Raw genomic sequence first — 19,384 nt, forward strand, 5'->3', positions numbered from 1 at the left:
AGAGCTGGACGGAAAGCCCTCAATCTGGACTTGCGCAGGCGGCAGCCATCATGCTCCATGCGCCATTCCCGCAGCTCAGAGTCCGCCATGCTCAAAGATTTTTCCGTCCAGGCCCTGTTCATGGGGCTGCTTACCGCTTTCGTCGGCTCCGCCAGCTCCTTCGCCGTCGTGCTGCACGGGCTGCAGGCGGTGGGTGCGACGGATGCGCAGGCCGCTTCGGGGCTGATGGCGTTGTCGATCTCCATGGGCGTCTGCGCGATCGTGCTCAGCGCCGTCACCCGATTGCCGATCAGCATCGCCTGGTCGACGCCGGGGGCGGCACTGCTGGCAAGCACCGGAGCGATCGAGGGCGGTTTCAATGCAGCGGTCGGCGCATTCCTGATCTGCGCCGTACTGATCATCATTGCCGGGTTGTTCAAACCGCTCGGCCGGGCGGTGGCCGCCATTCCTGCGCCGCTCGCCAATGCGATGCTCGCCGGTGTGCTGATCGGTCTCTGCTTCGCGCCGGTGAAGGCGATCGGCTTCAATCCGCTGCTCGGTCTGCCGATCGTCATTTCCTGGATCGTCGTCGGTGCCTTCAAGCGGCTCTGGGCGGTGCCGGCCGCGCTCGCAGCCTTCGTGCTGGTGCTCGCCTTCGGCATCGATATTCCCGATGGCGCTTTCGCCTCGCTCGAACGATCGCTGATGCCGACGGCGGAAATCGTCCGGCCGGTATTCAGCTTTGCGGCCTTCATCTCGATCGCGCTGCCACTCTTCATCGTCACCATGGCCTCGCAGAACATTCCGGGCATCGCGGTGCTGAAGGTCAATCATTACGATCCGAAGCCAGGCCCGCTTTTTGCCGTAACCGGCTTCTTTTCGCTGCTGTCGGCGCCTTTCGGCGGCCATGCCGTCAACCTGGCGGCGATCACCGCGGCCATGTGCGCCGGGCATGACGCCCATGCCGATCCGAAGCGGCGCTATTGGGCATCGCTGATCGCCGGCGTCGGTTATATCATCCTCGGGCTGCTTGCCGGCGCGGTGACGGCCTTTGTCGCCTTGGCGCCGCCCGTTCTGATCGAGGCGGTGGCGGGGCTGGCGCTGGTCGGGGCCTTCTCATCCTCGGCGATGTCGGCTTTCCAGGCGCAGGAATCGCGCGAGGCGGCGGCGATCACTTTCCTCGTCACCGCATCCGGCGTTTCCTTCGGCGGCATCTCCGGCGCTTTCTGGGGATTGATCGCCGGCGGGCTGATGCTCGTGCTGTCGCAGCTGGTGAGGGTTTGGAAAGACCGGCCTCAGTCCGGGTAACGAAGGCGGCGGGCCGCGAGGGCTTGCCAGTTTCGCTGCCCAAGGTTATAAGCGCGGCCATGAAGACCTCTGGCGCCAAGATTTCCGAGACGATTGCACGCGGCCGCATCGCCCTGCGTGACGTCTCGAGCGCCGTGACCTCGCTTCTTCTCCTCGGCCTTACGCGCGGTTGCCGGGTCCGTTGAGGAGCGCCCGGCGGCCGAAAGCCCGCCCGGTATCGCTCCTCGCGACTCACTTTCAAAATTGACCCAACGACCGAAGAAGGTCCGCATTTGTTTATCGCCAAGTCCGATGCGATCGGCTAAGAGGCGGGGCAAATGCCGGCACGAGGAGACAAGACAATGGACAATACCAACAGCCGATCCTCCGCGAAGGGCATGCCCGATGCCGCGATGAAGTACCGGCCCTATCCGCAGGTGAATATTCCCGACCGCACCTGGCCGACCAAGACCATCACCAAGGCGCCTGTCTGGTGCTCGGTCGACCTGCGCGACGGCAATCAGGCGCTGGTCGACCCGATGGGCCACGACCGCAAGGCCCGGATGTTTCATCTGCTGCTCGAGATGGGCTTCAAGGAAATCGAGATCGGTTTCCCCTCCGCCTCGCAGACCGATTTCGATTTCGCCCGCTGGTGCGTGGAAGAGGGTAACGTGCCCGCCGATGTCTCGTTGCAGGTGCTGGTACAGTGCCGCCCGGAGCTCATCACCCGCACCTTCGAAGCGCTGGAAGGCGCAAACCGGCCGATCGTGCATTTCTATAACTCGACCAGCGAGCTGCAGCGCCGCGTCGTTTTCGCCAAAGATGTGCAGGGCATCAAGCAGATTGCCGTCGACGCCGCCAAGATGATCACCGACATGGCAGCCAAGGCCGGCGGCGGCTATCGTTTCGAATATTCGCCCGAGAGCTTCACCGGCACCGAGCTGGAGGTGGCGCTGGAGATCTGCAACGCCGTCATCGAGGTCGTCAAGCCGACGCCGGACAACAAGCTCATCATCAACCTGCCGTCCACTGTCGAGATGGCGACGCCGAACGTCTATGCCGATCAGATCGAATGGATGTGCCGCAATCTCGACAAACGCGAGAACCTGATCGTATCGCTGCATCCGCATAACGACCGAGGCACCGGCATCGCCGCCGCCGAGCTGGCCTTGCTGGCAGGCGCCGACCGCGTCGAAGGCACGCTGTTCGGCAATGGCGAGCGCACCGGCAATGTCGATGTCGTGACAATGGCGCTCAACATGTTCACGCAGGGCGTCGATCCCGGGATCGACTGCTCGAATATCGAGCGGATCAAGGAAGTGTTCGAATATTCGAACCAGATGGCGATTGCAGAGCGTCACCCCTATGTGGGCGAGCTGGTCTATACGGCCTTCTCCGGCTCGCATCAGGATGCGATCAACAAGGGCATGAAGGCCGCACAGGTCGCCAACCATCCCGTTTGGGAAGTGCCGTATCTGCCGATTGATCCGCGCGATGTCGGCCGTTCCTACGAGGCGATCATCCGCATCAACTCGCAGTCCGGCAAGGGCGGCATCGCCTACATCCTGCAGCAGGATTACGGGCTCAACCTGCCGCGCAACCTGCAGGTCGAGTTCCGTGAAGATATCCAGCGCATCACCGACGTCGAGGGCAAGGAGCTTCCCTCGAAGCGCATCTACGACCGCTTCATCGAGCGTTACGTGACGCAGCCCGAGGCGCGCCTCAAGTTCGTCGACCACCACACCTATCCCGACACCGAGCGCAAAGGCCAGCGGATCGTAGCAGCTGAAATCACCGATAATGGCGAGACCAAGCGCATCGAAGGGCGCGGCAACGGCCCGATCGACGGCTTCATCAACGCACTGTCGCATTATCTCGGCATCGAAATGTCGGTCGAGGACTATTCCGAGCATTCGCTGCAGCACGGCTCGAATGCGGCGGCGATCTCCTATGTCGAGACCTCCTATCCCGGCGGCAAACTCTTCGGCGCCGGCATCAACACCAACATCGTCGCGGCATCGCTGGAAGCGATCGTCTCGGCGGCCAACCGGGTGCTCGAGGTGAAAGCCGGCAAGGCTTGATCTGCGAAAGGTTCAGGCCGCGATCGTTTGGGTAGGACGCGGCCTGACGATTAGGTTGACTTCGTTCCGCCTTCGCTAAGCGCAAGCGAAAGCAGTGAAAGGCGTGCCGTGTGGCCCCCTCATCCGCCCTACGGCCCCTTCTCCCCGCCGGGGAGAGGGGGAAACCGAGACCGTCGCCGCGAGTCTCTTCTCCCCAGTGGGGAGAAGGTGCCGGCAGGCGGATGAGGGGGCCGCTGGCGCTGAACGTCGATTTCCCCTATCGCGTCAAATCGTCGATCTGCCGATCAGATCGCCGTGGCGATCTTCATGGCGAGCTGGCCGAGGGTGGCTTCGGCGGAGGGGCCGGCGAGAACATAGGAGGTGCCGGCATTGTGCCAGGTCACCAGGCCAATCTCGTCCTTGATCGTTTCCTTGAAGTCGTCGGTTTCAGGCGGCTGCGCGTCCTTGCGGAAGCAGATGGAGATGATGTCGCCGTCGCTGTTGGAATAGACGAGCTGACCGACGGGGCGATTGTCGCCGAGAATGACGCGGGCACCCTGGAAGGTCCAGGATTCGGTGCTGAGATCCGGCACACGGAAAGGCACGCCGATGGCGGTCGTCAGCCAGCTGGAGATTTCTTCGGCCTGTGATGCCGGCACTTCGACGAGGTGACGGGGCTGGCGGATCAGCAGGCGTTGATAGGCGGTGACGTCGCCGAGCCAGTCGTTGGTATTGGCAGGCGCCGTGGCGGTCGTGGTGGCGATCTCGTCGGCATCGGGGGTGGTGCCGGCAAAGTAGCCGATGCCGCAACCGACGACGAAGAGGATAAGAGCGGCTGCCAGCGCCTGCGGGCCGCTCGGGGCCAGTTTCACCTGGGGGCGCATGGCGCGCTGGGCGATCGGCGTCTTTGGCGGCTGGGTGCTCTTGATCGAGCGGACGAGGGCGAGCGGCACCGGCTCCTTCAGGACATCGTCGAGGCGGCGGCGGCCGAAATCGGCGCCATGGCGCAGCTTTTCATGCAGACGACGCGCATTCTCGTCGCTTGCCAGGCGCTGTTCCAGTTCGTGCCGCTGCTCGGGAGAGACCTCGCCGTCGAGAAGGGCGGTGAGCTGGGCTTCGAGCGGCAATTTCCTAAGATCGAGCAATTCAGTACCTGTGGATGGGGTGGGTGCCGGCAAGTCCGGCGAAATGCAGCCTTGCGGTGGCAAGCTGGGAGACGACGCTTGCCGTCGAAATTCCCATGATGTCGGCCGCCTGCTGATAGCTATGTCCTTCGACATCGACGAGCAGGAAGACCGAAGAAACGCCGTCCGGCATTTCGGCGATCATGTGATGGATGGCGTCGGGATCGACCGAGGCCGAGCGTTCACGGGCAGCCTCTCGGATGTCGGTGACGTTGCCGCGTGCCGAGGCCTTCGGCTTCCGCTTGCGGCTGTCCTCCGTCCACTGCTGACGGGCAAGCGTGTATATCCAGCTTTCCAGTCGGCCTTCGCCATTCCACTGGTGCCCCTTGGCAATGGCACGCAGACAAACGGCTTGGATAAGTTCGTCGGCCACGCCGGCTTCGCCCGCGAGCGTGATCGCGAAGCGGCGAAGGTGGGGCAGAAGGCCGACGAGATCACGCCGGAGGTCGATGGTCGTTGCGGGCTGACGCATTGTCTATCCAAGAAGCATTCACAATGGTTTCGCGGACGAAAGCTTCGCCATCGGACGCGAAACCGGCTTTGTCGGCACCGGGGATGCAGATGCTTTATGAAGCAAATCCACTGCACTTCGCAAGCATTCGGTCATCTTATCCCCTTCCCAAGGGGTTTTCCTAATCTGGACCGCAAAGCTTGCGTCAATATGTCCTGTAACCGTTTAAGCTTTGCAGCAGCGCGCGGTAGGCCCAGGTGTCTTCGCCGCCGCGGTCGCGAATTTCGACGAGCTGGACGCGCGCCCCTTCGATGTCTCCTTGTTCCACCAGCGCCATGCCCATGTAGGAGCGGGCGAGAATATAATTCTCATCCGCCTTCAATGCCTTGCGGTAATAGGACATGCCGAGCTCCATGCGGCCGGCCTTGCGGTTGGCATAGCCAAGATAGTTCAAAATCCGCGGGTCGTTCTGACTACGGGCAAGGTTGAGCACGGCGATGGCATTCTCATACTGGCCGGCATAGGCGAATTCGCGGGCGAACTTATAGAGATCGTCATCGTTGAAGCTGTTCTTCTTCGGGGTGACGCATTCCTTCTTGGCCTTGTCCCAGACCTTGCCGCCGGTGCAGGTTTTGGTCGTCTGGGTCTTCGGCGGCGGATTGGTGTCGTCGTTGCTGTCGCCGACGGCGAAAGCGGCCGTCGCGATGGCGAAGGCAAAGCCGGCGGCAAGTGTTGTTCTGCACGGGCGATGGAAGGGGGAAGTCATTGGCGGCTCCGTTCTGAGGCAATGCAGTCGGTCGGATTGTACGCTTACCGGCAAAAATACCAAGAGGGTAGGCCGCCTCCGTGGCAAATGTTGCGACAGTGGCAAAGGGCCTTCCGAGATTGATTCACCTACTGCATAAAAAGAGTCCGAAGCCAGCGCTAAGGGGCGAAAATATCGACGCTTTCCGGCATCATCGCATCGCCTGTCCGGTTCAGGCTGAAGCGCTTGCCGGTGAGTTCCCAGGCGCCCGGAGAGCCATCGATGGAAAAGAGGTTGTAGGCCGCCGGCGGCTTAATGCTGCCCGGTCCCTGCGAGGCCGATGCTATGCCGACGACTGGCACCGGCTGCACCTGGCCGCGCAGCCAGTGCAGCGTATTCAGATGCGTGTGGCCATGCAGCACGAGCTCGGCGCCGCCGGTCGAAATCACGGCCGCGAAGCGGCGGATGCCGATCATGCGTTTGTAGAAGGCGGTGGCGCCGCGGATCGGCGGATGATGGATCATGACGACGCGGAAGAGACCGGCTTCGCCGGCCGCACGCAGCATGTTCACCGTATCGCGGGCCTGGCGGGCGCTGAAAAAGCCGGAGGCTGCGAAGGGGGGCGTGGCGACGGCCGTGGAGCAGCCGACGATCGCAACCTTGCCGCGGACGCGCAGATAGGGAAAGATGCGGCGGTCTTCCTGCCATTGCGGCGGGGCGAGGTCGCCGCGGACATAATCGTACCAGGCGCGCATCGACTTTTCGTAAGCGCCCGGCACATAGGCGTCGTGATTGCCCGGAACGACCGAGGTGTCGGCGGGATCACCAAGCACGCGCAGCCAGGCGGCGGCGGCGCGGATCTCGATGCCGCTCGCCAGGTTGACGAGGTCGCCGGTGACGGCCAAATGGTCGGCCTGATGGGCGCGGATGTCATCGAGCAGCAGATCCAGCGTGCTGGCGAAAAGGTGCTTGCGTCGATTTCGATGCCAGTTCACAAAGCCGGTTATGCGTTTGGAAAACAGCTCTTGAATGGAAAGACGGGGCAGTGGTCCGAGGTGGACGTCGGAAATATGCGCGAGCTTGAACATGCTACGAGACATAGACCAGCTTATTGACAAATCAAACACATCCGGCGCGACGAAGAGCCGAAACGGGACGAAGGTGGATAAAGAGAAGCGGCCCCCTCACATCAGGCTGGCCCTGCGCCTGCTGCATGTCTATTTCTCCTTCGCCCGCGGCATGACGATGGGCGTCAGGGCCGCCTGCTTCGATGCGGACGGCCGGATCTTCCTCGTGCGCCACAGCTATATCGGCGGCTGGCATATGCCCGGCGGCGGGCTGGAGCGCAACGAGACGGCGGAAGAAGCGCTGGCCAAGGAACTGCGCGAGGAGGGCAACCTCAGAATCATCGGGAAACCTCGGCTGGTCCAAGTCTATTTCAACACCACGACCACCCGGCGCGACCACGTCGTATTCTATCGCGTGACCGTCGAGCAGACGGCGCCGCGGCCGCCGGATTGGGAGATTTCCGACAGCGGGTTCTTTTCGCTCGACAGCCTGCCCGAGGGCACGACCGAGGCGACGCATCGCCGCCTCGCCGAGCTTCGGGGCGAGCAGGAACCCGACCACCGCTGGTGAGAAGCTTTAGGCCGCATTGCAGCAATTTAAAGTTCTACAGCGTCCTTTGCGCGTCTAAAAGACGCGCGGCGCTGTAGCGCGGCCATGCGGGCTGTCGAGATCAAGCGCCGGGCCGACCGGGACGATGCCGGTCGGATTGATCGTCTTGTGACTGCGGTAATAGTGCTGCTTGATGTGCTGCAGGTTTACCGTCTCGGCAACGCCTGCCGTCTGATAGAGATCCCTGAGATAGCCCGGCAGATTGCGATAATCGGCGATGCGGCGAATGTTGCACTTGAAGTGGCCGACATAGACCGGGTCGAAACGCACCAGTGTGGTGAAGAGGCGCCAATCGGCCTCCGTCAATCTGTCGCCCAAAAGGTAGCGGCCCTTGCCCAGGCGTTCGTCGAGAATGTCGAGTGTTTCGAATAGTTTGCCGACATTTTCCTCGTAAGCTTCTTGAGTTGTGGCAAAGCCTGCCTTGTAGACGCCGTTGTTGACGGTGTCGTAGACGGTGGCGTTCAGCATGTCGATCTCGGCACGCAGATCCTCCGGATAGAAATCGGCCTTCGAACCCGTCAGCCCGTCGAAGGCGCTGTTGAACATGCGGATGATCTCGGCCGATTCGTTGTTGACGATCGTGCCGGTCTGCTTGTCCCAGAGGGCGGGAACGGTGACACGGCCGGAATAGTGCGGATCCGCCTTGACGTAGATCTGCCAAAGCGTCCCAGCGCCAAACAGATGGTCGCTGGCAGCGCCGTCACCGATCTTGAACTCCCAGCCATTCTCGAGCATCAGCGGATCCACGACAGAAACCGAAATCAGCTCCTCCAGCTTCTTCAGCTTGCGGAAGATCAAGGTGCGATGGGCCCAGGGGCAGGCGAGGGAGACATAGAGATGATACCGCCCGGCCTCAGCCTTGAAGCCGCCGCTTCCGGAAGGCCCGGCCTCGCCGTCCGCCGTCACCCAGTTGCGAAATTGCGAGGGCTGCCGTTTGAAGTGCCCCTTGCTCTCCTTCGTGTCGTACCAGATGTCGTGCCAGACGCCGTCCACAAGCATTCCCATGATCTTCATTCCCTTGATTGCCGTGTTGGAATCGAAGTTAGCTGAGATAGTGGGGCTTTGCAGGTGGTAAAGATTGAACAGTGCGTCACGCCCCCCACGCCAGCAGGATCGGGTGTGCATTTTGCGTTGGACGGCGGAAATTTTTCCTGCTATCGGCCTTTTCACGATTTGAGGAACGCCTGCCTGATGTTCATTTCCAGAAACCCGCGACGACGCTGATGCTCCCGAACGCCGAAGGCGTGTTCGAGACCCATCAATCCGTCCAACCGGTTTCTGCCATCATGTACAAGCACGATCTCGTCTACCTCACCGAAGACGCGTCCCACGACGCCGCCATCGAACATATCAATGAAGAAGCCTTCGGTCCGGGCCGCTTCGCGCGGGCGGCCGCGCGTATCCGCGAGCAGGGGCCGCACGACCTGTCGCTCTCCTTCATCTGCGCTGACGACGGCGAGACGATCGCCTCCGTGCGCATGACGCCGGTGCTGGCCGGCACGGTGAAGGGACATCTTCTTGGCCCGCTTGCCGTTCGACCCTCGCACAAAAACATAGGTATCGGCCGAGAACTGGTGCGGATCGCGGTGGAAGCTGCGCGGCGCAAGGGTTCGGAAGCCGTCATCCTCGTCGGCGATCCGCCCTATTACGGTCCGCTCGGCTTCGAGAAGGTGGCCTATAACGCGCTTGCCTTTCCAGGTCCCGTCGATCCCGGCCGGGTGCTGGTCGTTCCGATCGCCGAGGGTGTGCACGAGCGGCTGAAAGGCATAATCGCCTGGCGCGGATGATCAGAGATTTTTCCGGAGGAAGCTGCGGGTGCGGCCTTCCGGGAAATCCTCAAGCTCGCCGAAGATTTCATAACCCTGGCGCAGATAGGCGCGGAGAGCCTGCGGGTTGAAGGTATCGATCCAGGCGCCACGACATCCTCGCGCCTTGGCCTCGTCTTCCGCTTTTGCGAGGATCCTGCCGGCTATGCCCGTTCCGCGCAGCGTATCGGGGATGTAAAGCATTTGGGTGAAGAGCCAGCCCCAGGCAGTAAATCCCGACAGGCCGCCGGTCACCTTGCCGTCGGTATCGCGGACGAGGACGGCGAGCGGCTGGCGGTCCGAAGGGCCGACATCGCTGTTATTGAAGGCCGAGAGCGCATCGGTGATGGCCGCGAGCTCCACAGCCGAAGGCGATGCCGTAAGCTCGAATTCCGGCATGCGACTATCGCCCTTCGCGCCACCACATGGCGCCGAAAGCGAGCAGCAGGATGCCGACGCCGGCGAAGCCGGCAAAGAGCGGCAACGTGTTGATTCCCTTCAGGACCGTTTCGTTGGTCATGCGGATCATCATACGCTCGTTGTCGGAGACGCGGATCTGGCCGCGCACCGGCAGGATCGGCGGAACGCTGATCGCGCCCTTTTCGCTGGCGACACGGGTCACGAGACCTTTGCTCCTGTCAACGACAGGCTTCAGCACATCGGTCGTCGAGATCATTGCCTTGAATTCCGGCGCATCGACGGCGCCGATGTGCACAAGCGTCGATAACTTGCCGTTACGGATTTCAAACAGGCCGACCTCGTACATGCGTTTCTCGGCCTTGTAGAGCCCGGGTTCCGTCTGGGTGAGTGGCAAGGTTTCGGTCTTACCGGAGGGATAACGCACGGTGGCGTTACCGGGATTGTCGCCGATTGTCTGGCGGGTGACTTCAAGGGTTCGGCCGGAGGCGCGCGCCGTCAAGGCTTCCTCCTCGAGCGCCGGTTCCTTCATCAGCCAATGAGCGATGCGGCGATACAGCGAGACATTTGGACCGCCGCCTTCGAAGCCGCGCGCCCAGAGCCAGCCCTGATCTGAAAGCAGCATGGCGACGCGGCCTTGGCCGGCGCGGTTCAGCACCAGCAGCGGATGGTTGTCGGCGCCAACCATGATCGTTTCGCCCTGCGGCCGTTCGACATCGACGCTACGGAACCAGCGGCCCCAATGCGGCGGGTCCTCGCCGGAGCCGTCCAAGCCGCGCGTGACCGGATGCTTGCGCCCTTCCTCGGAGAGACGAGGATAGAAGGCCTTTTCGATCATCCGGCCAGTCGGCTCTGCCGGCAGCACGGAGGCGAGCGGCGTCATCGCGATCGACTCTGGGCTCGCATGTTCCGGACCGGCGGCGATCAGCAGCGCGCCGCCGTTCTCCACGTATTGCGCGATGTTGTCATAATAAAGCATCGGCAGCACGTTGGCGCGGTCCTGATAGCGATCGAAGATGATCAGGTCGAAATCCTTGATCTTGTCGATGAAGAGTTCACGCGTCGGGAAGGCGATCAGCGACAGTTCGTTGATCGGCGTGCCGTCCTGCTTTTCCGGCGGACGCAGAATGGTGAAGTGAACGAGATCGACCGAGGCGTCGGATTTCAGGAGGTTGCGCCAAGCGCGCTCGCCGGCATGCGGCTCGCCGGAGACGAGCAGGACGCGCAGATTCTGGCGAATGCCGTCGATGACGTGGACGGCGCGGTTGTTGGCGGTGGTGACTTCGCCGGGAAGCCCGGCGACGGAAAATTCGAGCACGTTGCTGCCGCCAGCCGGCACCTTGAAGGAGAAAGGCGTATCCTGGCCGGGCGTTGCCTGCAAGGTAGCGATCTCGTCGCCGTTCAGCTTCACCGTGACGTCGGCCGTGCCGCCGGGGCTCGGACCATCGTCGAAGACGCGCAGGACGACCTGCTGCTCCTCGTTGACGATGCCGAAGCGCGGTCCCTTGATGACTTCGATGCGACGGTCGAATTCTTTAGGCTTGCCGGTGACGAGACCATGGATCGGCGCATCGAAGCCGAGCGTCTGATTGGCGGCCGGGACATCATGGACTTCGCCGTCTGTCAGCATGATGGCGCCGCCGATGCGGGCGGATGGGACGTCGGCGATGTTGGCTGCCAGCGCGTCGAACAGGCGGGTGGACGGAACGTCGGAGTTGACGTCGCCTTCGACATCGACGAAGCGGGGTTCTATCTGGGGGAAGCGGGCAAGCTGCCCTTTCAACGCCGCAAGCGCGTCATCGGTCATCTTCATGCGCTCGGGCGTCTGCTGGCTCTGGCTCCGGTCGACGATGACGGGGACGATCGTCGACAGCTGATCTCGATCCTCCTGCAGCAGTACGGGATTGGCAAGGGCGGTCAGCAGGGCGAGGGCGGCCAGTGTCCTGATCCAGGCGCCGCGAATGCCGCGCCAGATCGCAAAGGCGGCGATAAGAGCGCTGACGACGGCCAGTGCGGCCAGAATCGGCCAGGGCAGGAAGGGTGAGAAATCGAAGGTCATCTCATTGCCCTAACCGTTCGAGGAGGTCGGGAACATGAACCTGGTCCGTCTTGTAGTTGCCGGTCAGCATGTACATCATGATGTTGACGCCGGCCCGGTAGGCATATTCACGCTGCCCTTCATCCGAGGGCACGGTCGGCAGTATCGGCGTGCCGTTTTCGTCGACTGCCCAGGCGCCGGCGAAATCATTGCCGGTGATCAGGATCGGCGAAACCCCGTCGGCCGTCGCCGCCGATTTTTCGGTCGTTTCGCGGCCACCTTGGCGGGCTTCGATCCAAAGCGGGCTGCCGGCATAGCGGCCGGGAAAGCTCGACAGGAGATAGAAGGATTTCGTCAGCACGTGATCCGATGGAACCGGTTCGAGCGGCGGTATATCGAGATTGGCGAGGATTTCCTGCAGCCGCTGGCCGTTAGCGCTGACATTGCCGCCATTGTCCAGAGCGCTGAGCTGGTCGCGCGTGTCAAAAAGCACGGTGCCGCCGTTGCGCATATAGGCGTCGATGCGGCTGATCGCGGCCGATGACGGCATGGGCGCCGTTGCCGAAACCGGCCAATAGATGATCGGGTAGAAGGTGAGTTCGTCCCTGGTGAGGTCAAGGCCGACGGGCGGCGCCGGCTCCAACGTCGTGCGGAAGGTCAGGAACTGGGTCAAGCCCTCAAGGCCGCGCTCGGATATATTGTCGACTTCCTGCTCGCCGGTGACGACATAGGCGAGATGCGTGTTGTCAAGCCTCTCCAGAATGAGGTCGTCATCGGGCCGGGAGTCGTTGGCGTGAAGTGTGCCGGGCTGCAGCAGGAAGCCTGCGCCGAGTACGACGGCGATCACGCCCACGGCGCGAGCGGCCGGGCGCAATCGCGAGAAAGCGCCGTTCATGAAGAGGACGATCAGGCTGTCGGCGAGCAGCAGCAGAAAGGCGACCAGGAAAAGAGCCGGCTTTGCCGACCAGCTTTCGCCACCGATCAAGCCTTCGCGCACGGCGTTGGTTCCAGCGGTATCGAGCGGCGTCAGTTCGGCGTTCTCGGGCAGCACGTTCAATGAGGTGAAACCATCTTCCGAACCGTAGAGGCCGGGCGGATTGTCGAAATTCGCCGTCGGTTCGGCTCCGGCCCTGGGGATCAGAGGTCGCGCCGAGCCAGTCTCGGAAACGAGCACACCCTTGGCCGTCAGCATGCGGTAGGGCGGAAGGGTCTCGGAGACACGCGCGCTGCTGCGTGCCTCGGACGTCACACCGCCTGAGCGCGATATCTGCAGGAGGTGACGCAGCATATCGACGAAAGTGCCCGAGATCGGCAGATCGGACCAGGTCGCTTCCGCGGTGACGTGGAAGAGGACGATCTGGCCGGATGCCAGCTGCTTCATCGTCACCAGCGGCGTGCCGTCGGCGAGGCTGGCCCAGGTGCGTTCGGCAAGGTCGGGTGTCGGCTCGGCGAGCACCTGCCGTTTGACGACGACATCGGCGGGACGCGGTATGCCCGCGAAGGGGCCGATGCTCGGAAATTCGGCCAGCGATTGCGGTTCGCTCCAGGACAAGGTCCCGCCCAGCGCTCGTTCTCCCTGGCGTAGGATGACGGGAATGAGCGGATCGTCGGCAGGTGCCGCCGCCATGCGCGGGCCGGCGAAACGTAGGAGCATGCCACCATTCGATATCCAGCGTGTCAGAGGTTCGTAGGTCTCCTCCGGCAGGCGGCCGATATCGGCCATGATGATGATCGAAGGGTTGTTGGCGAGAAGCTTCGGTATGGCGACGGCCAGATCGGAATCGGTGGGCTGGATGAGATCCGCATAGGGCTGCAGCGCCCGCTGGATGTAGTAGAGCGGCGAGAGCAGCGGCTGGAATTCATCGGCTCCGGTGCCGGACAGGAGGACGACGCGGCGGCGCTTGAACGCGTCGTCGAGAAGGTGGACCGCGCCTGCCGTCGCGCCGTTGTCGACGCTGATGCGGGCGAAATCGTTGCGCATCTCGAAGGGAGCGGTGATCGAACTCGTGGCAACGCTCTGGCCGGGACGGAAATCCACCCTGCCGTTGGCGATCGAGCGGCCTTGGGCATCGACGGCGTTCAGCGCCACTGATGCGGGGCGCGAACTGTCGAGCCGTGTGACCTTTACGGTCATGGCGTCGGCCGCATTGCTGGCCGCGGTGACGGCAACCGTCTTCGTGGCATCGCCCTCGATCAGGCGCAGATCGGCGGGCTGGAGCTCGGCGAGCCTGCGCACCGTCGGATCATCGGCCTTGGCGGCGGCGCCGTCGGTCAGGAAGGCGAGAGTGCCGGGCTTGACGCCATTGAGCGCCGCGCGCAGCGCTTGGAAAGCGCGCTCGCGATCGGGAACCAGCGGCCGCGGCTCGGCAGCCCGCAGCTTGTCGCGGGCGCTGGCTGCGGTGCCGGGCACGGCATCGTTGGTCGGATCGGCGGTGAAGGCGATCGCTACCGGCGCGCCGGCGGATTCGGCATCGTCCACCAGCGCGTCGGCGGTCTGGACTCGGCGCTCCCAATCGGGTGCTGCCGCCCAGCTGTTGTCAACGAAGAGGACGAGCGGGCCGCCCGATGCCAGAGAATTGGTGCGCGGATTGAAGACCGGATCGGCAATCGCAAGGATGATGATGGCAGCGAGCAGCATGCGCAGCAGCGTCAGCCACCAGGGGCTTTGCGCCGGCGTTTCCTCGCGCTTCAGCACCGACGCAAGGATCGTCAGCGGCGGAAAGACCTCCGTTTTCGGACGTGGCGGCGTCAGCCGCAACAGCCACCAGATGACCGGCAAGGCGATGAGGGCGCCGAGAATGGCGGGATAGGCGAAAGCGAAGGGGAGGGCGTTCATAGCAGCCCTCCATGCGTTGCCTTGGCCGGCATGCCGGAGAGGTACATGTGGACCGCGACCAGCGCCTCCGAGGCAAGATGATCGGTCCGGTGGGTCGTAAAGGTCCAGCCGAGATGGCGCAGCGACTGGCCGAGGCTCTCCCTGCGGGCGAGGTAGGCGTTGCGATAGGTCTCGCGGATGTGTTCGGCGCGGCCGGAGATGAGCTTGGCCCCCGTCTCCGGATCAATGAATTCGGTGCGGCCGCTATAGGGAAAGATCTCTTCGGCGGGGTCCGATATCTCGACCACGTGGCCGTGCAGGCCGCGGCGGGCAAGCGGACCGAGCCGCTCCATGATAACAGGAGCGTCGTCGAGGAAATCGCCGATGAGCACGAGGTCGCTCCAGCCGCGGATCATTCCCGTTTCCGGCAGTCCGCCGGTCAGCGGCGCGTGCATGAGCGCGGCTGCGAGGCGTTCGGCGGCATTGCGGGTGGAGGCAGGTTCCATGATGCCGGGGCAGCCGATGCGTTCGCCGGAGCGGGCAAGGATTTCGGCAAGCGCCAGCATGACGACCAGCGCCCGGCTTTCCTTGGAGACGCTGCCGTAGCTCGACTTGTACATCATCGAGGGCGACATGTCGCACCAGAGCCAGATGGTGTGCGCTGCTTCCCATTCGCGCTCGCGCACATAAGTATGGTCGTCGCGGGCAGAGCGGCGCCAATCGATGCGCGACAGGCTCTCGCCCTCTGCATAGGGCCGGAACTGCCAGAAATTCTCGCCGATGCCGCGTTTGCGACGGCCGTGCCAGCCGGCGATCACCGTATTGGCGATGCGCTTGGCTTCCACCAGGCAGTCCGGCATCAGGGAGGCCCGCTGCCTGGCGCGGGAGAGGGCATCGCTGCCTGACGTCGGGTTGACGGTCTGTCCGATAGATGCCACGCGTCCGGCTTCCTTATCCCTTTGCCTGCCTGACCAGGCCGGCAATGACGTCGCGCACCGACATGCCTTCGGCGCGGGCGGCGAAGGTCAGCGCCATGCGGTGCTGAAGAATGGGTTCGGCAAGCGCGAAGATATCATCGAGGGACGGGGCGAGGCGGCCCTCGTAGAGCGCGCGGGCGCGCGCGCAGAGCATCATCGCCTGGCCGGCGCGCGGGCCCGGACCCCAGGCGACGTTCTTGTCGGTCGAGGCATTCCCCTGACCGGGGCGGGCGGAGCGCACCAGCGAAAGGATGGCGTCGACGACCGTCTCGCTCACCGGCATCTGGCGCACCAGGGCCTGGATTTCGATCAGCCGTTGCGCATCGATGACGGCTTCTGGCCGGGTTTCGCCGAGGCCTGTGGTCTCGAGCAGGATCTGTCGCTCGGCGGCGAGCTCGGGATAGTTGACGTCGACCTGCAGCAGGAAGCGGTCGAGCTGGGCCTCGGGCAGAGGATAGGTGCCTTCCTGCTCCAGGGGGTTCTGGGTGGCGAGCACATGGAAGGGAGCCGGCAGGTCATAGCGCTGGCCGGCGATGGTGATGTGATATTCCTGCATCGCCTGCAGAAGCGCCGACTGAGTGCGCGGCGAGGCGCGGTTGATTTCGTCGGCCATCAGGAGCTGGGCGAAGACCGGGCCTTTGACGAAACGGAAGGAACGGCGGCCGCTGTCGTCCTGATCCATCACCTCCGACCCCAGAATATCGGAAGGCATCAGGTCTGGCGTGAACTGGACGCGGTTGGCAGCAAGGCCGAGCACCTCGCCGAGTGTCGTCACCAAGCGGGTCTTGGCAAGGCCGGGGACGCCGACGAGCAGGGCATGGCCGCCTGATAGCACGGCGAGGATGGTGTTCTCGACGACGCTCTCCTGACCGAAGATCACTTTGGAGACTTCCCCGCGGATGGCAGCGATATCGGAGAGCGCCCTTTCGGCGGCGGCGACGATCGCCTTTTCATCGAGGCTGGCTTCGGTCTTCATCATACCCACGGGCATCTCCAACGGCTGAAATCATTCGGCAGCGAATCGGCGGACTTATACATCTGCCTCATACTCGATAGAGTTATGGAGATGCGACGGGCTGACAAGTTCGTTACGAATGACTATCTCGTGACTTCACTTCGTTAAGGACAAACCGGGACGGAAGAATGGCAGCCGAAGAAATCAGCGGACAGGCGGATGCGGCGGGGCTTGCCGCGCTGATTTCGCGCGCGTCGCAGGAAACCGCCGGCAAAAAACGAGGATTGCCCCCGGTCGAACGGTGGAATCCGCCCTTCTGCGGGGATATCGACATGGAGATCAGGGCCGACGGCACCTGGTTCTACATGGGCACGCCGATCGGCCGGCCGGCGCTGGTGCGGCTTTTTTCGACGGTGTTGCGCAAGGACGAGGACGAAAAGACCTACCTCGTAACTCCTGTGGAAAAGGTCGGGATCAGGGTCGTGGACGCGCCGTTCGTCGCCGTGGAGATGAGCGTGACGGAGCGGGAGGGCAAACAGGTACTGACATTCCGCACCAATGTCGGTGATGTCGTGGAGGCGGGAGGAGGGCATCGGCTGCGCTTTGCCATTGCGGGCGGCAATGCCGAACTGAAACCCTATCTGTATGTGCGCGGGCGGCTGGAGGCGCTGGTGTCGCGTGCGGTGATGTATGAACTGGCGGCACTCGGCGAGACGCTCGACGTGGAGGGGCGGGCGATGTTTGCGGTCCGCTCCGCCGGCGAGGTCTTTCCCGTCATGCCGGCCGACGAACTGGATGCGCTTTCCCGATGAACGATGCGATCACCCAACGTTATCCGCTGTTCTCAGCAGCTGAATTCCGCCGCCGTGCGCTCGATCAGAATGGCGGGCCGGTGGACCATGCCTGGCGTGATCACGGCGACCATATCCTCAACCCCGATATCGTGGAGGAGATTGCGACCTTCAAGCTGCGCGATGCCGCCGTGCTCGTGCCCGTCGTCGACGACGGCGAGGAAGCGCGGGTGATCTTCACCAAGCGCACGGCGACGCTGCGCAAACATTCCGGTCAGATCGCCTTTCCCGGCGGCTCGATCGATCCGGCCGATATCTCGCCCGAAATGGCGGCGATCCGCGAGACGGAGGAGGAAATCGGCCTGCCCGGTTCCTTCGTCGAGACAGTCGGCAGGCTGCCGAATTATCTCGCTTCGACCGGCTTCCGCATCACGCCCGTGCTCGGCGTCGTCAAGCGGGGTTTCGCGCTGACGCCGAACCCGGCCGAGGTGGACGAGGTGTTCGAGGTGCCGCTCTCCTTCCTGATGAATCCGGCCAATCATAACCGCGACAGGCGCGTGATCGACGGCATCGACCGGCATTTCTACCGCATGCCCTATGAAACCAGAATGATCTGGGGCATCACCGCCGGCATCGTCCGCACGCTCTACGAAAGGCTTTACGCATGACCGGCATTGCCGACCAGGCATGGTTCCGCGATCCGGCGCTCGCCCGGGTCCTGGCACTTCTCAATACCGATGACGGGGAAGGACGGGTGGTTGGCGGCGCGGTGCGCAACAGCCTGATGGGCCTGCCGGTCAGCGATATCGACATCGCCACGACGCTGGCGCCCGAAATTGTCATGGAGCGGGCAGCAGTGGCCGGCATCAAGGCGGTGCCGACAGGGCTGCAGCACGGCACGGTGACGCTCGTCATCGACGGCAAGCCCTTCGAGGTGACGACCCTGCGTACCGATGTCGAGACCGACGGACGCCGCGCCAAGGTCGCTTTCAGCACCGATTGGAAGGCCGATGCCGAACGGCGCGACCTGACGATCAACGCGCTCTATGCCGATGCCAAGGGCGAGGTGGTGGATCTCGTCGGCGGGCTTGCGGACATCGAGACGCGCAAAATCCGCTTCATCGGCGATGCGGCAAGGCGTATCGCCGAGGACTATCTGCGCATCCTGCGCTTCTTCCGCTTCTTCGCCTATTACGGTTCCGGGCGGCCGGATCCCGAGGGTCTGAAAGCCTGTGCTGCGGCGCGTTCGAAACTGAAGACGCTCTCGGCCGAGCGCGTCTGGTCGGAGCTTAGAAAGCTGCTTGGTGCCGGCGATCCCGGCCGGGCGCTGCTCTGGATGCGGCAGGTGGCGGTGCTGACGGAAATTCTGCCGGAATCGGAGCGGTGGGGGATCGATGCAATCCCTTCTCTCGTTGCCACCGAAAAGGCGCTCGGCTGGACGCCCGATCCGCTGTTGCGCCTTGCGGCGATCGTGCCGCCCGATGCGGCGCGGCTCACGGCGCTTGCGGCCCGGCTGAAGCTCTCGAATGCGGAAGCCGCCACCCTGACGGCCTGGGCGAAAGCGGAACCGGTCAATGACGAGATATCGCCGGCCGCCTTCGAGCGACTGCTTTACCGCAACGGCGCGGACGGTATCACGACGCGGCTGAAGTTGGCGCTCGGCGTTGCGCGCGGCAAGGCCGAAGGCGATCTTGGCGAAATGGCGCGCTCCGCGCGGCTCGGCAAGCTCCTGGATCAGGCCGTGAACTGGAAGAAGCCGCAATTTCCTCTAAATGGCGGCGATGTGATGGCGGCGGGCATCGCATCCGGTCCCCGCGTCGGGGAACTGCTTGCGGTGCTGGAAAACCAGTGGGTAGAGGAGAATTTCGCCGCTGACCGGCCAGCACTGCTCGCCCGGCTGCAGGAACGCATCCAATAGGGATTATACGCCGCATCGGGTGGATGCGGCGCTGTCATAGTCGTCGCTGCCAGGACGCGGGCACCCGCTCTCAGGCGGCGGTGGCCTCGTCGCGGATGCGTGCCTTGATGTTGTCAACCATGTTTTCGCGTATGATCGTTTCGCCGTGAGCAGTCTTCAGGTGCTCAACGGCGCGGCGAACCACTTCTGCGTCATTATCCGCCCGGGTGTGCCAGGCGCAGCCGGGAACGAGCGTGCCACATTCGAAAAGTCGCATGGTTTTCTCCTCTGTCTGGAACGCAACGG

Annotated in this window: 19 protein-coding genes; 8 read left to right on the plus strand and 11 right to left on the minus strand. The window is 63.4% G+C overall.

Features of this window, described 5'->3' with window-relative positions; translation table 11 throughout:
- Nucleotides 1-57: 57 nt before the first annotated feature.
- The 3 genes from J7U39_RS03540 to leuA all read left to right on the plus strand — a co-directional run bounded on the left by J7U39_RS03540 (nucleotide 58) and on the right by leuA (nucleotide 3,347).
- Nucleotides 58-1,287 carry a benzoate/H(+) symporter BenE family transporter gene (locus J7U39_RS03540; protein WP_210630435.1) on the plus strand — a complete coding sequence of 410 codons (1,230 nt, stop codon included), beginning with the start codon at nucleotides 58-60 and terminating at the stop codon, nucleotides 1,285-1,287.
- Nucleotides 1,288-1,346: 59 nt separating this feature from the next.
- Entirely contained in the window at nucleotides 1,347-1,472 is a 126-nt protein-coding gene (locus tag J7U39_RS32155; protein ID WP_259665256.1) for a hypothetical protein, read from the plus strand.
- A 156-nt stretch (nucleotides 1,473-1,628) separates the two neighbouring features.
- The gene (leuA, locus tag J7U39_RS03545) at nucleotides 1,629-3,347 is read left to right on the plus strand and encodes a 2-isopropylmalate synthase (RefSeq protein ID WP_210630436.1); all 1,719 of its coding nucleotides are present in this window, start codon (nucleotides 1,629-1,631) and stop codon (nucleotides 3,345-3,347) included.
- Between the two features lie 284 nt (nucleotides 3,348-3,631).
- On the opposite strand, the gene J7U39_RS03550 is transcribed toward leuA, so the two are convergent.
- The 4 genes from J7U39_RS03550 to J7U39_RS03565 form a co-directional block, all read right to left on the minus strand.
- Nucleotides 3,632-4,471: an anti-sigma factor gene (locus J7U39_RS03550; protein ID WP_210630437.1), complete on the minus strand. Its 840-nt coding sequence runs from the start codon at nucleotides 4,469-4,471 to the stop codon at nucleotides 3,632-3,634.
- A 1-nt stretch (nucleotide 4,472) separates the two neighbouring features.
- Entirely contained in the window at nucleotides 4,473-4,982 is a 510-nt protein-coding gene (locus J7U39_RS03555) for an RNA polymerase sigma factor (RefSeq protein WP_210630438.1), read from the minus strand.
- Nucleotides 4,983-5,166: 184 nt separating this feature from the next.
- Nucleotides 5,167-5,727: a hypothetical protein gene (locus J7U39_RS03560; protein WP_210630439.1), complete on the minus strand. Its 561-nt coding sequence runs from the start codon at nucleotides 5,725-5,727 to the stop codon at nucleotides 5,167-5,169.
- A 158-nt stretch (nucleotides 5,728-5,885) separates the two neighbouring features.
- Nucleotides 5,886-6,794, minus strand: coding sequence for a metallophosphoesterase (locus J7U39_RS03565; protein WP_210631583.1), 909 nt, complete (start codon nucleotides 6,792-6,794; stop codon nucleotides 5,886-5,888).
- 73 nt (nucleotides 6,795-6,867) lie between these two features.
- Between J7U39_RS03565 and J7U39_RS03570 the strand changes: the two genes are divergently transcribed.
- Nucleotides 6,868-7,344 (plus strand): NUDIX domain-containing protein, encoded by a 477-nt coding sequence (locus J7U39_RS03570; RefSeq protein WP_210630440.1) that lies wholly within the window; start codon nucleotides 6,868-6,870, stop codon nucleotides 7,342-7,344.
- 54 nt (nucleotides 7,345-7,398) lie between these two features.
- Here the strand turns inward: J7U39_RS03570 and J7U39_RS03575 are convergent, their stop codons facing one another.
- A complete protein-coding gene (locus tag J7U39_RS03575; protein ID WP_210630441.1) occupies nucleotides 7,399-8,388 on the minus strand; it encodes a glutathione S-transferase family protein in 990 nt (329 codons plus the stop codon).
- A 218-nt stretch (nucleotides 8,389-8,606) separates the two neighbouring features.
- Here J7U39_RS03575 and J7U39_RS03580 point away from each other — a divergent pair, with 218 nt between their 5' ends.
- Nucleotides 8,607-9,170, plus strand: a complete 564-nt coding sequence (locus tag J7U39_RS03580; RefSeq protein ID WP_210630442.1) for an N-acetyltransferase — start codon at nucleotides 8,607-8,609, stop codon at nucleotides 9,168-9,170.
- Here the strand turns inward: J7U39_RS03580 and J7U39_RS03585 are convergent, their stop codons facing one another.
- The 5 genes from J7U39_RS03585 to J7U39_RS03605 are packed head-to-tail and all read right to left on the minus strand — an operon-like array spanning nucleotide 9,171 to nucleotide 16,420.
- Entirely contained in the window at nucleotides 9,171-9,587 is a 417-nt protein-coding gene (locus J7U39_RS03585; RefSeq protein ID WP_210630443.1) for a GNAT family N-acetyltransferase, read from the minus strand.
- A 4-nt stretch (nucleotides 9,588-9,591) separates the two neighbouring features.
- Nucleotides 9,592-11,664 carry a hypothetical protein gene (locus tag J7U39_RS03590; protein ID WP_210630444.1) on the minus strand — a complete coding sequence of 691 codons (2,073 nt, stop codon included), beginning with the start codon at nucleotides 11,662-11,664 and terminating at the stop codon, nucleotides 9,592-9,594.
- A 1-nt stretch (nucleotide 11,665) separates the two neighbouring features.
- Nucleotides 11,666-14,479 carry a DUF4159 domain-containing protein gene (locus tag J7U39_RS03595; protein WP_210630445.1) on the minus strand — a complete coding sequence of 938 codons (2,814 nt, stop codon included), beginning with the start codon at nucleotides 14,477-14,479 and terminating at the stop codon, nucleotides 11,666-11,668.
- On the minus strand, nucleotides 14,476-15,396 hold the full coding sequence (locus J7U39_RS03600) for a DUF58 domain-containing protein (RefSeq protein WP_210630446.1): 921 nt from the start codon (nucleotides 15,394-15,396) through the stop codon (nucleotides 14,476-14,478). Before J7U39_RS03600 ends, J7U39_RS03595 begins: the two co-directional genes overlap by 4 nt.
- A gap of 13 nt (nucleotides 15,397-15,409) precedes the next feature.
- Nucleotides 15,410-16,420, minus strand: a complete 1,011-nt coding sequence (locus J7U39_RS03605) for a MoxR family ATPase (protein ID WP_210630447.1) — start codon at nucleotides 16,418-16,420, stop codon at nucleotides 15,410-15,412.
- A 158-nt stretch (nucleotides 16,421-16,578) separates the two neighbouring features.
- Here J7U39_RS03605 and J7U39_RS03610 point away from each other — a divergent pair, with 158 nt between their 5' ends.
- From J7U39_RS03610 to J7U39_RS03620, 3 genes are read left to right on the plus strand one after another with little or no spacing between them, the layout of a single operon-like run.
- Nucleotides 16,579-17,202 (plus strand): DUF1285 domain-containing protein, encoded by a 624-nt coding sequence (locus tag J7U39_RS03610; protein ID WP_210630448.1) that lies wholly within the window; start codon nucleotides 16,579-16,581, stop codon nucleotides 17,200-17,202.
- Nucleotides 17,199-17,849, plus strand: coding sequence for a CoA pyrophosphatase (locus J7U39_RS03615; RefSeq protein ID WP_210630449.1), 651 nt, complete (start codon nucleotides 17,199-17,201; stop codon nucleotides 17,847-17,849). The genes J7U39_RS03610 and J7U39_RS03615 overlap by 4 nt, the downstream gene beginning before the upstream one ends.
- Nucleotides 17,846-19,099, plus strand: coding sequence for a CCA tRNA nucleotidyltransferase (locus J7U39_RS03620; RefSeq protein ID WP_210630450.1), 1,254 nt, complete (start codon nucleotides 17,846-17,848; stop codon nucleotides 19,097-19,099). Before J7U39_RS03615 ends, J7U39_RS03620 begins: the two co-directional genes overlap by 4 nt.
- Nucleotides 19,100-19,169: 70 nt before the next feature.
- Here the strand turns inward: J7U39_RS03620 and J7U39_RS03625 are convergent, their stop codons facing one another.
- Nucleotides 19,170-19,355 carry a DUF1059 domain-containing protein gene (locus tag J7U39_RS03625; protein WP_064806262.1) on the minus strand — a complete coding sequence of 62 codons (186 nt, stop codon included), beginning with the start codon at nucleotides 19,353-19,355 and terminating at the stop codon, nucleotides 19,170-19,172.
- Nucleotides 19,356-19,384: the final 29 nt, after the last annotated feature.

Source organism: Rhizobium sp. NLR16a, from assembly GCF_017948245.1.
Taxonomy (GTDB): domain Bacteria; phylum Pseudomonadota; class Alphaproteobacteria; order Rhizobiales; family Rhizobiaceae; genus Rhizobium.

Bases quoted from the DNA above. Each gene is read 5' to 3' on its own strand.
- J7U39_RS03560 (WP_210630439.1), bottom strand. From the start codon at position 5,727: ATGACTTCCCCCTTCCATCGCCCGTGCAGAACAACACTTGCCGCCGGC.
- leuA (WP_210630436.1), top strand. From the start codon at position 1,629: ATGGACAATACCAACAGCCGATCCTCCGCGAAGGGCATGCCCGATGCC.
- J7U39_RS03575 (WP_210630441.1), bottom strand. From the start codon at position 8,388: ATGGGAATGCTTGTGGACGGCGTCTGGCACGACATCTGGTACGACACG.
- J7U39_RS03615 (WP_210630449.1), top strand. From the start codon at position 17,199: ATGAACGATGCGATCACCCAACGTTATCCGCTGTTCTCAGCAGCTGAA.
- J7U39_RS03610 (WP_210630448.1), top strand. From the start codon at position 16,579: ATGGCAGCCGAAGAAATCAGCGGACAGGCGGATGCGGCGGGGCTTGCC.
- J7U39_RS03580 (WP_210630442.1), top strand. From the start codon at position 8,607: ATGCTCCCGAACGCCGAAGGCGTGTTCGAGACCCATCAATCCGTCCAA.
- J7U39_RS32155 (WP_259665256.1), top strand. From the start codon at position 1,347: ATGAAGACCTCTGGCGCCAAGATTTCCGAGACGATTGCACGCGGCCGC.
- J7U39_RS03620 (WP_210630450.1), top strand. From the start codon at position 17,846: ATGACCGGCATTGCCGACCAGGCATGGTTCCGCGATCCGGCGCTCGCC.
- J7U39_RS03590 (WP_210630444.1), bottom strand. From the start codon at position 11,664: ATGACCTTCGATTTCTCACCCTTCCTGCCCTGGCCGATTCTGGCCGCA.
- J7U39_RS03625 (WP_064806262.1), bottom strand. From the start codon at position 19,355: ATGCGACTTTTCGAATGTGGCACGCTCGTTCCCGGCTGCGCCTGGCAC.
- J7U39_RS03595 (WP_210630445.1), bottom strand. From the start codon at position 14,479: ATGAACGCCCTCCCCTTCGCTTTCGCCTATCCCGCCATTCTCGGCGCC.
- J7U39_RS03565 (WP_210631583.1), bottom strand. From the start codon at position 6,794: ATGTTCAAGCTCGCGCATATTTCCGACGTCCACCTCGGACCACTGCCC.
- J7U39_RS03555 (WP_210630438.1), bottom strand. From the start codon at position 4,982: ATGCGTCAGCCCGCAACGACCATCGACCTCCGGCGTGATCTCGTCGGC.
- J7U39_RS03585 (WP_210630443.1), bottom strand. From the start codon at position 9,587: ATGCCGGAATTCGAGCTTACGGCATCGCCTTCGGCTGTGGAGCTCGCG.
- J7U39_RS03540 (WP_210630435.1), top strand. From the start codon at position 58: ATGCGCCATTCCCGCAGCTCAGAGTCCGCCATGCTCAAAGATTTTTCC.